This window comes from Streptomyces asiaticus (assembly GCF_018138715.1).
GTDB classification, from domain to species: Bacteria; Actinomycetota; Actinomycetes; order Streptomycetales; family Streptomycetaceae; genus Streptomyces; species Streptomyces asiaticus.
In genome coordinates, this window is the sequence record NZ_JAGSHX010000001.1 from 618525 (window position 1) to 631620 (window position 13096).

The 13096-nt window shown below is 72.3% G+C and carries 11 protein-coding genes and 2 pseudogenes; 11 read left to right on the forward strand and 2 right to left on the reverse strand.

Translation table 11 applies throughout. From position 1 onward, the window contains the following. Positions 1-9: 9 nt before the first annotated feature. The gene (locus KHP12_RS02280) at positions 10-669 is read right to left on the reverse strand and encodes a methionine ABC transporter permease (protein ID WP_211831320.1); all 660 of its coding nucleotides are present in this window, start codon (positions 667-669) and stop codon (positions 10-12) included. Further along, entirely contained in the window at positions 666-1733 is a 1068-nt protein-coding gene (locus KHP12_RS02285; protein ID WP_244203460.1) for a methionine ABC transporter ATP-binding protein, read from the reverse strand. Before KHP12_RS02285 ends, KHP12_RS02280 begins: the two co-directional genes overlap by 4 nt. 757 nt (positions 1734-2490) lie before the next feature. On the opposite strand from KHP12_RS02285, the pseudogene KHP12_RS53165 reads away from it, so the two are divergent. The 11 genes and pseudogenes from KHP12_RS53165 to KHP12_RS02340 all read left to right on the forward strand — a co-directional run. Continuing rightward, positions 2491-2550, forward strand: a pseudogene (locus tag KHP12_RS53165) (hypothetical protein); the annotation flags it as partial. A gap of 9 nt (positions 2551-2559) precedes the next feature. Then, entirely contained in the window at positions 2560-2853 is a 294-nt protein-coding gene (locus KHP12_RS53170; RefSeq protein WP_372455154.1) for an FAD-binding oxidoreductase, read from the forward strand. Between the two features lie 71 nt (positions 2854-2924). Next, on the forward strand, positions 2925-4100 hold the full coding sequence (locus tag KHP12_RS02300) for an aminotransferase-like domain-containing protein (protein WP_211831321.1): 1176 nt from the start codon (positions 2925-2927) through the stop codon (positions 4098-4100). Continuing rightward, on the forward strand, positions 4097-4648 hold the full coding sequence (locus KHP12_RS02305) for a GNAT family N-acetyltransferase (protein WP_211831322.1): 552 nt from the start codon (positions 4097-4099) through the stop codon (positions 4646-4648). Before KHP12_RS02300 ends, KHP12_RS02305 begins: the two co-directional genes overlap by 4 nt. Next, positions 4641-6257, forward strand: a complete 1617-nt coding sequence (locus tag KHP12_RS02310; RefSeq protein WP_086881996.1) for an ABC transporter substrate-binding protein — start codon at positions 4641-4643, stop codon at positions 6255-6257. Before KHP12_RS02305 ends, KHP12_RS02310 begins: the two co-directional genes overlap by 8 nt. Further along, positions 6254-7237 (forward strand): ABC transporter permease, encoded by a 984-nt coding sequence (locus KHP12_RS02315; protein WP_086881995.1) that lies wholly within the window; start codon positions 6254-6256, stop codon positions 7235-7237. The genes KHP12_RS02310 and KHP12_RS02315 overlap by 4 nt, the downstream gene beginning before the upstream one ends. After that, a complete protein-coding gene (locus KHP12_RS02320) occupies positions 7234-8058 on the forward strand; it encodes an ABC transporter permease (protein WP_086881994.1) in 825 nt (274 codons plus the stop codon). Before KHP12_RS02315 ends, KHP12_RS02320 begins: the two co-directional genes overlap by 4 nt. After that, positions 8055-9749: a dipeptide ABC transporter ATP-binding protein gene (locus KHP12_RS02325; protein WP_086881993.1), complete on the forward strand. Its 1695-nt coding sequence runs from the start codon at positions 8055-8057 to the stop codon at positions 9747-9749. Before KHP12_RS02320 ends, KHP12_RS02325 begins: the two co-directional genes overlap by 4 nt. Before the next feature lie 58 nt (positions 9750-9807). Next, complete coding sequence (locus KHP12_RS02330) at positions 9808-11160, forward strand: NtaA/DmoA family FMN-dependent monooxygenase (protein ID WP_086881992.1); 1353 nt, start codon at positions 9808-9810, stop codon at positions 11158-11160. Continuing rightward, entirely contained in the window at positions 11157-11672 is a 516-nt protein-coding gene (locus KHP12_RS02335; protein WP_086881991.1) for a GNAT family N-acetyltransferase, read from the forward strand. Before KHP12_RS02330 ends, KHP12_RS02335 begins: the two co-directional genes overlap by 4 nt. Positions 11673-11722: 50 nt before the next feature. Further along, positions 11723-13090: pseudogene (locus KHP12_RS02340) on the forward strand (MFS transporter); the annotation flags it as partial. Between the last annotated feature and the right edge of the window lie 6 nt (positions 13091-13096).

A 13096-nucleotide genomic window follows, 5' to 3' on the forward strand; every position in this document is an offset into this window, starting at 1 on the left:
TCGGCGACCTCAGTGGGCGAGGCGGCGCACGATGCGGTCGCCGGTGAACTGGATCACCTGCACCATGACGACGAGCGTGACGATCGTGGCGGTCATGACCGTCGTGTCGAAGCGCTCGTAGCCGTAGCTGATGGTCAGATAGCCGATGCCACCCGCGCCGATGGTCCCGGCGATGGCGGAGAATTCCAGCATGCCGATGATCGCGATGGTCAGGCTTCCCGCGAGCGCGGGCAGCGCCTCCGCCAGCTGCACGGACACGATCACCTGAAGGCGTGAGCCGGCGGCGGCGCGCCCCGCTTCGGTGGCCTCGCGGGGCACTTCCCGCAGGGCCGTTTCCACCAGCCGCGCGAAGTAGGGGATGCCCGCGAGCGACATCGGCACGATCGCGGCGGACACCCCGATGGTCGTGCCCGCTACGTACCGGGTGAACGGAATGATCGCGGCCATCAGGATCAGAAACGGCAGCGAACGGCCCAGGTTGACCACCCAGCTCAGCGTGGCCCGCAGCGCCCGGTGCGGAAACAGCGCGCCGGGCGAGGCGTTGTGGAGCACCACGCCCACCGGGGTGCCCACGGCGACGACGATGAGCATGACGGCGGCGACCATCTGGAGGGTCTGCCCGATCGCGGGGAAGAGCAGTGGCCAGAGCCGGTCGAGCTCGGTGCTCATACGACCGCCCCCTCGACCGTCTCCGCGGCCGCCTCGGGGGCTGGTTCGGAGGCCGCCGGTTCTTCGGCCGGTCCACTGTGGCCTGGGGGCAGCGGTTCGGCGTGGATGCCCCAGCCGTCCAGGGCAGCGGTCAGCTCGTCCGCCCGGTCGTGGCCGACCGCGACGGTCGCACGGCCCGCGGCCCGCCCGGCGATCTCCTCCACCGTCGCGGACAGCAGATGGACATCGAGCCCGTGGTCCGCACCGAGCCGCGTCAGCCAGTCCGTGGGCACCGAGCGCCCCTGGTAGGTGAGCCGCCATGTGCCGAGCCCCTGCCGGTCCAAGGAGACCGGCCGGTCGGGAAGGAGCGCGTTGCCCAGCGCGGAGTGCGGGTCGGCCACCAGCTGGTGGACGGGCCCCGACTCGATGACGCGCCCCTCGCGCAGCAGGGCGGCGGTGTCCGCCACCTCGCGGACCACTTCCATCTCGTGGGTGATCAGGAGGATGGCCAGATCCAGGTCGGTGCGCAGCTCGCGCAGCAGGGCGAGGACGGACCGGGTGGCGGCCGGGTCGAGACCGGAGGTGGCCTCGTCGGACAGCAGCACCTTGGGCCGCAGGGCCAACGCGCGTGCGATACCCACGCGTTGGCGCTGGCCACCGGAGAGCTGGGCCGGGTAGTCGTCGGCCCGGTCCGTGAGGCCGACCCGCTCCAGCAGTTCGGCGACGCGACGCTTCTCCTCCCGCGCGGTCACGCCGAGATAGCGCAGTGGCATCGCGACGTTCTGCGCCGCCGTACGCCGGCGCAGCAGATTGGCCGACTGGAAGACCGTTCCGATGGCCCGCCGGGCATGGCGGAGGTCACGCTCCGGGAGGTCCGTCACATCGGTTCCAGCCACCCATACCCGCCCGGACGTGGGGCGTTCGAGCAAATTGACGCAGCGGGCCAGAGTGCTCTTCCCCGCGCCACTGGGGCCGACGACGGCGCCGACGGTGCCCTGCGCGATGTTCAGGTCGACGTCATGGAGCACCGGCCGCGCACGGGTACCGGTGCCGAAGGTCTTGTGCAGTTTCTCTACACGGATCACCGTGTGTACTCCTCGACGCTCTGGGGAGGGAGCGGGCGGGCGCGCCAGAAGAAAGAGAGAAGACGACGGGCCGGCCCGGAGCGGGAATGAGGTCAGTGAGAGAAACAGGCGGCACTGGTGATCACCATGTGATCGACCGTGCGCCGGCGCGTGCAGAAGAGGGTCCGCGACATGGGATGGGATGCTCACATTCCCGTTGGCCCAGGTCAACAGCGGACCGCATGGTGAGATGCGCGGTGTGCCCGGCGGCCGTCCACCGTTCCGCATGGTGGTCGCTGCTTGACCAGTACACGAGCGCCGGTGTTGGGTGGCGCCCATGGCCTCCGCGTTTCTGGTGCATCGCCACCACGTCGACCTCGGTCGAGTGGTGAGCGCGCAGTGTTGTTGAGGCATTGACGGCTGCCCGCCGAGGCGCCTTCTCCCATCTGTTTCTCGTGTGTGATCCGTCTGCCCGTACGGGGCCGTGACCCCCGTGCGCCGTGGTGCATGCCGGTCCGTCAACTTGCCCGCGTCGGCGCCGAAGAGCCCACGCGCCCCATGAGGAAACCACCGTGACCGACACGTTCCCGCGGGAGCTGCGCCAAGCCCTCGCCGAGACCTCCGCACCACCGCTCGACGGCGCGGACGTCCTTCCGTACCTCGACGACCGCTCCGGAGCGGCCGGGGCCCGGGCGATCAACGCCGATCTCAACACGGCGCTTCGGCCGGTCACGGCCTGTACTACGCGCCCGACCCGGCCAGCCACGCCATCTCCACCATCGGCGGGAACATCGCCACCAACGCGGGCGGACTGCGCTCCGCCAAGTACGGCGTCACCCGTGACTCCGTGCTGGCGCTCGATGTGGTGCTCGCCGACGGAACCGCCCTGCACACCGGCCACCGCAGCGTCAAAGGGGTCACCGGCCTGGACCTGACCGCCCTGTTCATCGGTTCCGAGGGCACCCTGGGAGTGATCGTCGGCGCCACCGTGCGGCTCCGTCCGCTCCCGGCGGCGACCGCCACCGTCCTGCTGCCGGTGCGGACCGACGGACACGCCGCCGCGGCCGGACTCGCACTCCAGCGCGGCATCAAGGCCGTCTTCGACCCACTCGGCATCCTCAACCCCGGCAAGGCCCTCTGAAAGCCCGCCCCCCGCCGACCGGCGCTCCGGCCCCCACCGAAACACTCACCTGTCTTTTGGAGACACACCTCATGGCCCTCTCCCGCCGCGGTGCCGATACCACCGCCCTGGGCGGCTTCGGCGATCCGCCCCCGACCGGAGTCCCCGGCTTCCTCCCGCTCACCAGCGGCACCCCCGCCGACGGGGCGCTTCCCGTCAAGGAGCTGGCCGAGGCCGCGGCCGGGGTGTTCGGCGGTCCGTCCGCGGCCACCGCGTTCCAGTACTCCGGCGTGGAGGGGACACCGGAGCTGCGCGAGTGGATCGGCCGCCACGAAGGGGTCGCCGCGGAGCGGGTGCTCGTCACCAACGGGGCACTCCACTCGCTCTCGCTGGTCTTCGACGCGCTGCTCGACCCCGGCGACCTGGTCGCCGTCGAGGACCCGGTCTACCCGCTCGCGCTGCGCGTCCTCGGCCGGTCCCATGTCACGTATCTGCCGGTCCCCACCGGGCCGGACGGCCTGGACGTCGACGCCCTCGCGGCGGCGCTCGAAGGCGGCGCCCGCCCCAAGGTCCTCTACACCGTGCCCGACTTCCACAACCCCACCGGTGCCACGCTTCCCGCCCCCGCCCGCGTCCGGCTCGTCGAACTCGCCGAGCGCTACGGCTTCACGGTCGTCGCCGACAGCCCGTACCGCGAACTGCGGTACTCCGGCGGCCACGTACCCCAGCTCAGCACCGGCAGCGACCGGGTGGTCCGCGTCAACAGCTTCTCCAAGACCCTCGGGCCCGGTCTGCGCCTGGGCTGGATCGTCGGCCCGCCCTGGCTGCTCCCGGCGGTGGCGCGGCTGCGCGCCAACCAGGACCAGCACCCCTCGACCCTCACCCAGGCCATCGCCACCGCGCTCCTGACCACGCCCGGTCGCTTCGACCGCATCACCGCCGACGCGCGGGCGCTGTACGGGCGCAGGGCACGCGCCCTCCACGAGGCGCTCGGCGCGGCGCTCCCGGGCCGTGTCGAGGCCGTACCGCCGGAGGGCGGGCTGTTCGTGTGGGCGAAGGTGCTGGACGACGCTCCGGATCTGCACGCGGCGCGGGCCCGCGCCCACACGCTCGGCACCGACTTCGGGGTCGGCAGCCACTTCTCCCCGCCCGGCGGCAGCGGCTCCCCGGTCCACATCCGCCTCGGCATCGGCGCCGTGGCCGAGCACGACATCGCCACGGCGGTCGGCCGGCTCGCCGAGGCACTGCACCCGGAGACGGCCCGATGACCCATACGCCAACCCCTGCCGTCACCCCCGCCGCCGCGCCCGTCCCGGGCGGGCCCGTCCGCTGGGCGGCACTCGGCTGGGACGACCCGGCGGCCGCCGAGCTGCGGGCGCTGATGGACGCGGAGATCAAACCCCGCTATGCCGCCTTCGGGCCGCGCCCGCATCTGCCGCCGCCGCCCACCGCCGACGAAGTGGCCGTCACCTGGGTCGCCTTCACCGGCTCCGGCGAACCCGTCGCCACCGCCTCGCTGCGCGCGCTGCCCGGTGACCGGTGGGAGATCAAGCGCGTCTTCGTCCGTGCCGACCGCCGCGGCCGCGGGCTGGCCGTGGCGGCGCTGGCCGCCGTCGAGGCGGCCGCGGTCGAACGGGGTGTGGCGGAACTGATGTCGCAGACGGGCGTCCGGCAGCCGGAGGCCGCCGCCCTCTACGTACGCGAGGGCTGGTACCGCATCCCGCCCTATCCGCCCTACTCCCGCGACCCGTACAGCGTCTGCTTCGCCAAACGGCTGCCCGCCACCGGCGGTGCGGAGCGGGGGAGCCATGCGTGACCTCCGGCCGCTCGCCGCCGTCCTGATCGCCGCGCTTCTGCTTGCCGGATGCGCCCCGTCCGGTGCCGGATCCCGCACCTTGTCCTCCGGCACCTCCCTGACCTGGGGTGTCACCACCGAGCCGCAGTGCTTCGACCCGCACCGCTCCACCCAGCAGAACGCGTTCATCATCATCCGCAACTACGTCGACTCACTCATCTCGAAGAAGCCGGACGGCACCTTCGCGCCCTGGCTGACCACGCGCTGGAAGATCTCCAAGGGCGGCACCGTCTACACCTTCCGGCTCCGCGACGATGTGACGTTCAGCGATGGCACCCGCTTCGACGCGAAGGCCGCGAAGGCCAACCTCGACTACGTCGCCGACCCGGCGAACGCCACGGACGCCGCCAGCCTGCTCGTCGACTACAAGCGCAGCACCACCCCCGACCCGCGCACGCTGCGGATCGAGCTGAAGAAGCCCGACTCCTCGCTCCTGGAGTCGTTCTCCAGCGTCAAGCTGGGCTTCCTCTCGCCCGCCTCGCTGAAGAAGGGCGACACACTGTGCGAGGCGAGCCGGTCGCTCGTCGGCACCGGCCCGTTCACCGTCGACGGCTACACCCGTGGCCAGTCCGTGCGCCTCGCCAAGAACCCCCGCTACCACTGGCCGCCCGGCTACTCCAAGCACCGAGGTCCGGCGTACCTGAACACCGTCACCTACCGCTTCCTGCCCGAGTACTCCACCCGCGCGGGGGCGCTCTCCTCCGGTCAGGTCGACGCGATCGAGGGCGTACAGCCCCTGGACGTACCGCTGTTCAAGGGCGTCAAGGGCTTCCAGTACCTCACCGGCCCCTCCCGGCAGACCTCCTTCACCCTCAACGTCAATTACACCCGGGGCCCGGGCGCCGACATCCGGGTGCGGCGGGCGCTGCGCGACGGCGCCGACCTGGACGCGGTCGTGAAGGCCGTCTACCGGGGCACCGTGCCCCGCGCCTGGTCCGACATCGGGCCCGACAACTCCGACTACGACGCCTCGCTGAAGGGGAACTGGGGCAACGACCCCGAGAAGGCCAACCGGCTGCTGGACGAGGCCGGATGGACCGGACGCGACAGCGAGGGCTACCGCACCAAGCACGGCAAGCGGCTCACCCTGGAGGTCGGCTACCCCCAGCCGTATGTGCGCGACAACCGCGATGTGCTGATCGAGGCGCTCCAGGCCGAGCTGCGGCAGAACATCGGACTCGACCTCGACCTGAAGATCAACACGGCCGGGGAGTTCACCGACCAGAAGGCCCACGGCAACTGGACCATCTACCCGAACACGCTCAACCCGCTGGACGCGGGCATGGAGCTGCGACAGGTCCTCGGCAGCACCGAGTTCCTCTACGGCAACGTCCGCGGCTACGACAGAAAGCTCGACGCCATGATCAACCGGGCCCTGGCCACCACCGACCTGGACAAGCGGCGCCCGCTGCTGGCGAGGATCCAGCGGCGCGCCGTGGACCGGGCGTACATCGTGCCGCTGTTCGCCCCGCACTACCAGATCGCCGCCACCGACGAGGTCCACGGCCTCGGCTTCGAGACCCAGCTCGACTCGCCCGCCAACAACTACGCGATACGGGTCGGCCGATGAGCGCCGCCACCGCCGCGGTGGAGCCCACCGCCGACACGGGGACCCGAGCGAGCGCCGTCGTGGCCCTGTGCCGGGCCGCCGCGCGCGTCGCCACCGGCATCGGTGTGATGTGGGCCGCCGCCACCGCCGCGTACGTGGTGCTGCACACCATGCCGGGGAAGATCGAGGACATCCTGGTGGGCGACCAGACCTATCCGGGCGCCCAGGAGGCGGTCGCCGCGGAATGGGGCCTGGACCGGCCGCCGGTCGTGCAGTACCTCGACTATCTGTGGCGGCTGCTCCACGGCGACCTCGGCACCTCGTACGCGATGCGGCAGCCGGTCGCCTCCGTCGTCGGCGGCCAGCTGTGGCCGACGGTCCAGCTCACCCTGGCGGCCGCCGGAGTGGCCATCGGCCTCGCACTGGCCGTGGCCGTCGGCACGGCGGGCCGGGCCCGTCCGCTGCGCGCGCTCGCCTCCGTGGCCGAACTCGTCGCCACCTCCATGCCGGTGTACTGGCTCGGGATTCTGCTGCTGATGGTGTTCTCCTTCGGCCTGGGCTGGTTCCCGCTGACCGCCGACAGCGGTGTGGCCTCGCTGGTGCTGCCCGCCGTCACCCTCGGGCTGCCGATGGCCGGGCTGCTGTCGCAGGTGCTCCGCGAGTCCCTGGAGGCCACGCTGGAGCAGCCGTTCATCACCACAATTCGCGCGCGAGGTGTCGGCGAGACACTGGTGCGGCTGCGCCACGCCCTCAAGCACGCCCTGGCGCCGGTGATCAACCTGGGCGGCTGGACGATCGGCTCCCTGCTCGGCGGCGCCGTCATCACCGAGACCGTCTTCGGCCGGCCGGGGCTCGGCGCCGTCACGCTGACCGCCGTGACCAACAAGGACGTTCCGGTCGTGCTCGCCGTCGTCCTGCTCGCCGCCTTCGCGTACGTGGTGATCTCCACGTTCGTCGATGTCGTCAACCTGCTCATCGACCCGAGGCTGAGGACCCGATGACCACACGTCTTGGCCCGCTGCGCCACACCGGCACCGCCCTGTGCGCCGCGCTCATCGCCCTGACCCTGCTCGCCGCCGTCTTCCCCGGTCTCTTCGGCGACGTCGACCCGCTGCGCTCCTCGATGGCCGAATCCCTACAGGCGCCCAGTGCACGGCACTGGTTCGGCACCGACCTGCTGGGCCGGGACGTGTTCACCCGGGTGGTGCACGGGGCGCGCTACTCCCTGCTGCTCGGGGTGGCCGCCATGCTCATCAGCCTGGTCCTCGGCCTGCTGACCGGTGTTCTCGCCGGGCTGTCCGGCCGGGCGGCCGACGAGGCCGTGGCGCGGGTGCTCGATGTGGTCTCCGCGTTTCCGGGTGTGCTGCTGGCGATGCTCGTGGTGGTCTTCACCGGGCCCGGCGTCTTCAACATCGCGGTGGCGATCGGCATTTCGGGCGTACCGAAGTTCGCCCGGGTGATCCGTGCACGGACCCGGTCGGTGAAGGACGCCGGATACGTCACCCACGCCGTCGTCCAGGGCCGCGGCCGCGGCTGGATCCTGGCGCGCCACATCGCCCCCAACGTCCTGGTCGCCGTCCCCGTCATCGCCACCATCGACATCGGCACCTCGATCGTGGCCGTCTCCGGGCTGAGCTTCCTCGGCCTCGGACCGCAGCCCCCGGTCCCCGAGTGGGGCGTGATGCTCGCCGAGGGCCGCGACATCCTCCGTACCGCCTGGTGGGCCGGGCTCTTCCCGGGCCTGGCGATGACCCTGACGGTGATCGCCTTCACCGTCGTCGGCCGCAGGCTGCAACTCCTCCTGGAAGGCAGGACCCCATGACCGCACATGACGCGGCGGCGCATCGGCCGCTCGTCGAGGTGGACTTGCTCAGCGTCGCCTTCCGCGGCCGTACGGGGACCGTACGGGCCGTGGAGGACGTCTCCTTCGCCGTCCACCCCGGCGAGTGCGTGGCGATCGTCGGGGAGTCCGGCTCCGGCAAGAGCGTCACCGCCCGGTCCCTCGTCGGGCTGAACGGCCGGGAGGCGATCCCCGCGGCCACCGCCCTGCGGGTGGACGGCCGGGACGCGCTCGGCTTCTCCCAGCGGGACTGGCGGGCCGTGCGCGGCCGGTTCGCGGGGCTGGTCCTACAGGACGCGCTGGTGTCGCTCGATCCACTGCGCACCGTGGGCCAGGAGGCGGGCGAGGCCATCCGCCACCATCGGCTGGAGCCGCGCGGCCGGGTGCGGGACCGGGTGCTTGACACCCTGCGCGCGGTGGGCATGCCGGACCCCGAGCGGCGGATCGGCGCGTATCCCCACGAACTGTCCGGGGGGTTGCGGCAGCGCGCGCTGATCGCCTCCGCGATCGCCGCCGAACCGCGGCTGATCATCGCCGACGAGCCGACCACGGCACTGGACGTGACCGTGCGGCGGCAGATCGTCCAGGTGCTCGCGGAGCGGGTGGCCGACGGCAGCGGACTGCTGCTGATCAGCCATGACCTGGCCGTCGTCGCGGACATCGCCGACCGCGTCCTGGTCATGGAGCGCGGCCGGGTGGTGGAGGACGGGCCGGCGCGCGAGGTGCTGCGGCACCCCAGCGCTCGCTACACCCGGCGACTGCTGGCGGCGATCCCCACGGCCGCCTCGCGCGGTGCCCGGCTGACCGGCGACCGCCCGGCCACCCCGGCGGCCGCCACAGCGCCCGCCACCGTGCGCCGCCTTCCGTCCGGGCCCGGCGACGACGTGGTCCTGGAGGCGAGGAGCCTGACCAAGACCTACGCGGTGCGCGGCCGGGGCGGTAAGGGCGGCCGGCAGCGGTTCACCGCGCTGGACGACGTGTCCTTCCGGCTGCACCGGGGGGAGGCGCTGGGCATCGTCGGGGAGTCCGGCTCGGGCAAGACCACCTGCGCCGACATCGTGCTCGCCCTCACCCGGCCGGACTCCGGCGAGGTGCGGCTGCACGGCCGTCCGTGGAGTGCGCTGACCGAGCGGGAGCGCAGGTCCTCGCGCCGGCTGGTCCCGTACGTACCGCAGGATCCGCTGAGCTCCTTCGACCCGCGCTGGACGGTCGGCCAGGTGCTGGCGGAGAACATCCACGGGGAGGATTCCCGCGACCGGCGGCGCGACCTGGCCGTCACCGCCCTGGAACGGGTGGGTCTGAACGCCGATCACCTCGGCCGCCGGCCCCGGTCGCTGTCCGGCGGCCAGCGCCAGCGGGTGGCGATCGCGCGGGCGCTGATGGGCGAGCCGGAGATCATCGTGTGCGATGAGCCGGTGTCCGCCCTGGACGTCCTCATCCAGGCCCAGGTGCTCGACCTGATCGCGGACCTGCGGGCCGAACTGGGCACCTCCCTGCTGTTCATCTCGCACGACCTGGGTGTGGTGCACCATCTCACCGACCGCGTACTGGTGTTCAAGGACGGCCGGGTCGTGGAGCGGGGCGATGTCGACGAGGTCTTCGAGGCGCCGAGCCATCCGTACACACGCGAGCTGCTGGCCTCGCTCCCGGGGCAGGAGCTGCGGGCGTCGTGAACCGTATCCGCCCCCGAATCCGCCCCGACATCCGTCTCGTCATCACCGGGAGCCCGGCATGAGCCGACCCGCCAAGCAGGTGCACCTGGGGGCGGCCTTCCCCGGGGTGAACAACCACACCGTCTGGAGCGATCCACGCTCGGGCAGCCAGATCGACTTCTCCTCCTTCCGCCATCTCGCGCGGACCGCGGAGCGTGGAAAGTTCGACTTCTTCTTCCTCGCCGAGGGGCTCCGGCTGCGCGAGCACCGCGGGGAGATCTTCGACCTGGACGTGGTCGGCAGACCCGACACCCTGCCGGTGCTGAGCGCGCTGGCGGCCGTCACCGACCACATCGGCCTGGCCGGGACCGTCAACGTCACCTTCAACGAACCCTTCGAACTCGCCCGGCAGTTCGCGACGCTGGACCACCTCTCCGGCGGGCGCGCCGCATGGAACGTGGTCACCTCCTCGGACGCCTTCACCGGCGCGAACTTCCGCCGCGGCGGCTTCCTGGACCACGCCGACCGGTACACCCGCGCCGCGGAGTTCATCGAGGCCGCCCGGGAACTGTGGGATGCCTGGGCCCCGGACGCGGTGGTCGCCGGCCGTGCCGACGGGGTCTTCGTCAAGGACGGGGCCATCGCACAAGTACGCCACCGGGGCCCGCAGTTCGACATCACCGCGCGTCCGACGGTGCCGCGCGGCCCCCAGGGCCACCCGGTGCTGATCCAGGCCGGAAACTCCGGCGACGGCCGGGAGTTCGCCGCCGCGACCGCCGACGCGATCTACACCATCCACGCCGAACTGGCGGCGGGCCAGACCTTCTACGCCGACGTCAAGGGCCGGCTCGCCGCGTACGGCCGTGCTCCCGGAGATCTGAAGATACTGCCCCAGGCCACCTTCGTACTGGGTGACACCGCGGAGGAGGCGCGTGAGCGCGCCCGCCACATCCGCCTCCAGCAGGTCTCCCCGCAGGGAGCGATCGCACAGCTCGAACAGGTATGGGGGCGCGACCTGTCCGGCTACGACCCCGACGGACCACTGCCCGACGTCGAACCACTCGCCGATGGTGTCGGCGTCACCCGCGGCCGGGCACGCCACCACCACGACCCCCTCGCGCTGGCACGCCACTGGCGTCAGGTCGCCGAGGCGAAGCGGCTGAGCATCCGCGGCCTGGTCATCGAGCTGACCGGCCGCCACGCCTTCGTCGGCACACCGGCTCAGGTCGCCGAGGAGATCAACACCCATGTGCAGAGCGACGCCTGCGACGGGTTCATCATCTCCGGGCACCTCACCCCCACCGGGCTGGACGAGTTCGTCGACACCGTGATTCCCGAACTCCAGGAACGCGGGGTGTTCCGCTCGGAGTACCACGGCACCACCCTGCGCGATCACCTCGGCCTCGGGCACGCCCCGGCCTCGGTCCGATGAGCGACATCCGCGTCCGCACCGCCCGCGCCCACGAGCACGAACGGGTCGCGGCCCTCACCGTGGACGGCTTCCGCAGCCGCAACAGCGCACCCCGCCCCGAACGGCTGGCCCTGCTGCGCGACACGCCCGGCCGCGCCGCCGCCGGAGATCTGCTGGTGGCCGTGGACGAACCGAGCGGCACACTGATCGGCACCGCCAGTCTGCTGCGCCCCGGCACCGTCTACGCCCGCCTCGCCCTGCCCGACGAGGCGGAACTGCGCCTGCTGGCCGTGCTGCCCGAACACCGTGGTCGCGGAGCCGGCGGTGCGCTGCTCACCGAGGGCCTCGGGCGCGCCCGGTCCTGGGGCATGCGCGCCCTGGTCCTGGACACGGGGTGGGACAACGCCGTCTCCCAGCGCGTCTACCAGCGACTCGGCTTCGTCCGTCAGTACGCCCGCGAGGAGCGCGAGAACCGGCACCGACCGGTGAAGACCGCCGTCTTCTCCCACGACCTCGGCCGGAGCCGGGCATGACGGCCGCCACCCGCTTCGACACCGGCCGCCGCCGGGTGATCGCCGTCTGTATGGCCGCCGGAACGACCACCCTGCTCGACAACTCCGTGCTCAACATCGCGATACCGGTGCTGCGCACCTCTCTGGGAGCGAGCGCCACCGAACTGCAGTGGATCGTGGCCGGGTACTCCCTGTCCTTCGGCCTCATGCTCGTTCCCGGTGGCCGCCTCGGCGATGTGCACGGGCGCAAGAAGCTCTTCCTCGCCGGTCTCGCGACGTTCACCGCGGTCGGTGTGGTGGCCGCCGTCTCCACCCACCCGTGGACGGTCATCGCGGCACGACTGCTCCAGGGCGCGGGGGCCGGCCTGGTCAACTCCCAGGTCATCGGCACCATCCAGGACGTGTTCAGCGGCCAGGACCGGGCCCGTGCCCTGGGGCTGTACGCGGTGACCAGCGGAGTGGCGGCCGCGCTCGGCCCACCCCTGGGCGGGGCGCTGATCGCGGCCGCCGGGCCGGATCTCGGCTGGCGGCTCACCCTCCTGCTGACCGTCCCCTTCGGTCTTGCCACGCTGGTGCTCGCCGTACGCCATCTGCCCGCGCCCCGGCCGAACGCCGACCACACCGAACTGGATCCGGTCGGCATCGCACTGGTCGGGACCCTGGCGCTGGTGGTGATGGTGCCGTTCATCCAGATCCCGTCGAACGGGGCGGCAGTGGCGGCCTGGGTGGCCGCCGGTTGCGTCGTGGCCGGACTCATACCGCTCTGGCAGCGCCGATTCAGCCGCTCGGGAGGCCGCCCGCTGCTCCATCCCGCGCTCGTGAAGTCCCCGCCGTTCGCGCTGGGCACGGCCGTGGCGATGGCGCAGTTCGGCGCCTCGATCGCCGGATCACTGGTGCTCACGATGTTCCTCCAGGACGGGCTCGGGCTGCCCGCCGCGGCCGCCGCCGTGGTCACCCTGCCCTCGGCGATGGCGATGGGCATCTCGTCCGCACTGGCCTGGCGCATGGTGCGGCGCATCGGCCGGCACACGGTGACGCTCGGACTCGCCCTGGGCGGGTGCTCCTTCCTGGTGAGCGGCCTCGCCGCGCTGCGCGCCCCGGCCCCCACCCTGCCGGTGATCCTCGCGCTGACCCAGTTCTGCGCGGGCGCCGCTTCCGGGCTGACCGTCTCACCGAACCAGGCGCTGGTGCTGCGCCACGCCCCGCGGGAGGCCGCCGGGGTGGCCGGAGGGATCCTGCAGATGTCGCAGCGCATCGCGGCCGCCGTGGGCGTCTCGGCCATCTCGGGTGTCTATCTGCACACCGCGGCGAGGGGGACCGCCCACCACCGGTCGGCCTACTGGCACGCGAGCCTCACCTGTGCGGGTGTGGTGGCGGTCGCGCTGACGGTATCCGCCCTGCGCGGCGGGCGAACGGACACCGGCGCACCCGGCCCCCTTCAGCCG

Excerpts from the sequence above, each read along its gene's own strand:
- KHP12_RS02310 (WP_086881996.1), top strand. The coding sequence starts at position 4,641 with ATGCGTGACCTCCGGCCGCTCGCCGCCGTCCTGATCGCCGCGCTTCTG.
- KHP12_RS02280 (WP_211831320.1), bottom strand. The coding sequence starts at position 669 with ATGAGCACCGAGCTCGACCGGCTCTGGCCACTGCTCTTCCCCGCGATC.
- KHP12_RS02320 (WP_086881994.1), top strand. The coding sequence starts at position 7,234 with ATGACCACACGTCTTGGCCCGCTGCGCCACACCGGCACCGCCCTGTGC.
- KHP12_RS02325 (WP_086881993.1), top strand. The coding sequence starts at position 8,055 with ATGACCGCACATGACGCGGCGGCGCATCGGCCGCTCGTCGAGGTGGAC.
- KHP12_RS02305 (WP_211831322.1), top strand. The coding sequence starts at position 4,097 with ATGACCCATACGCCAACCCCTGCCGTCACCCCCGCCGCCGCGCCCGTC.
- KHP12_RS02330 (WP_086881992.1), top strand. The coding sequence starts at position 9,808 with ATGAGCCGACCCGCCAAGCAGGTGCACCTGGGGGCGGCCTTCCCCGGG.
- KHP12_RS02335 (WP_086881991.1), top strand. The coding sequence starts at position 11,157 with ATGAGCGACATCCGCGTCCGCACCGCCCGCGCCCACGAGCACGAACGG.
- KHP12_RS02315 (WP_086881995.1), top strand. The coding sequence starts at position 6,254 with ATGAGCGCCGCCACCGCCGCGGTGGAGCCCACCGCCGACACGGGGACC.
- KHP12_RS02300 (WP_211831321.1), top strand. The coding sequence starts at position 2,925 with ATGGCCCTCTCCCGCCGCGGTGCCGATACCACCGCCCTGGGCGGCTTC.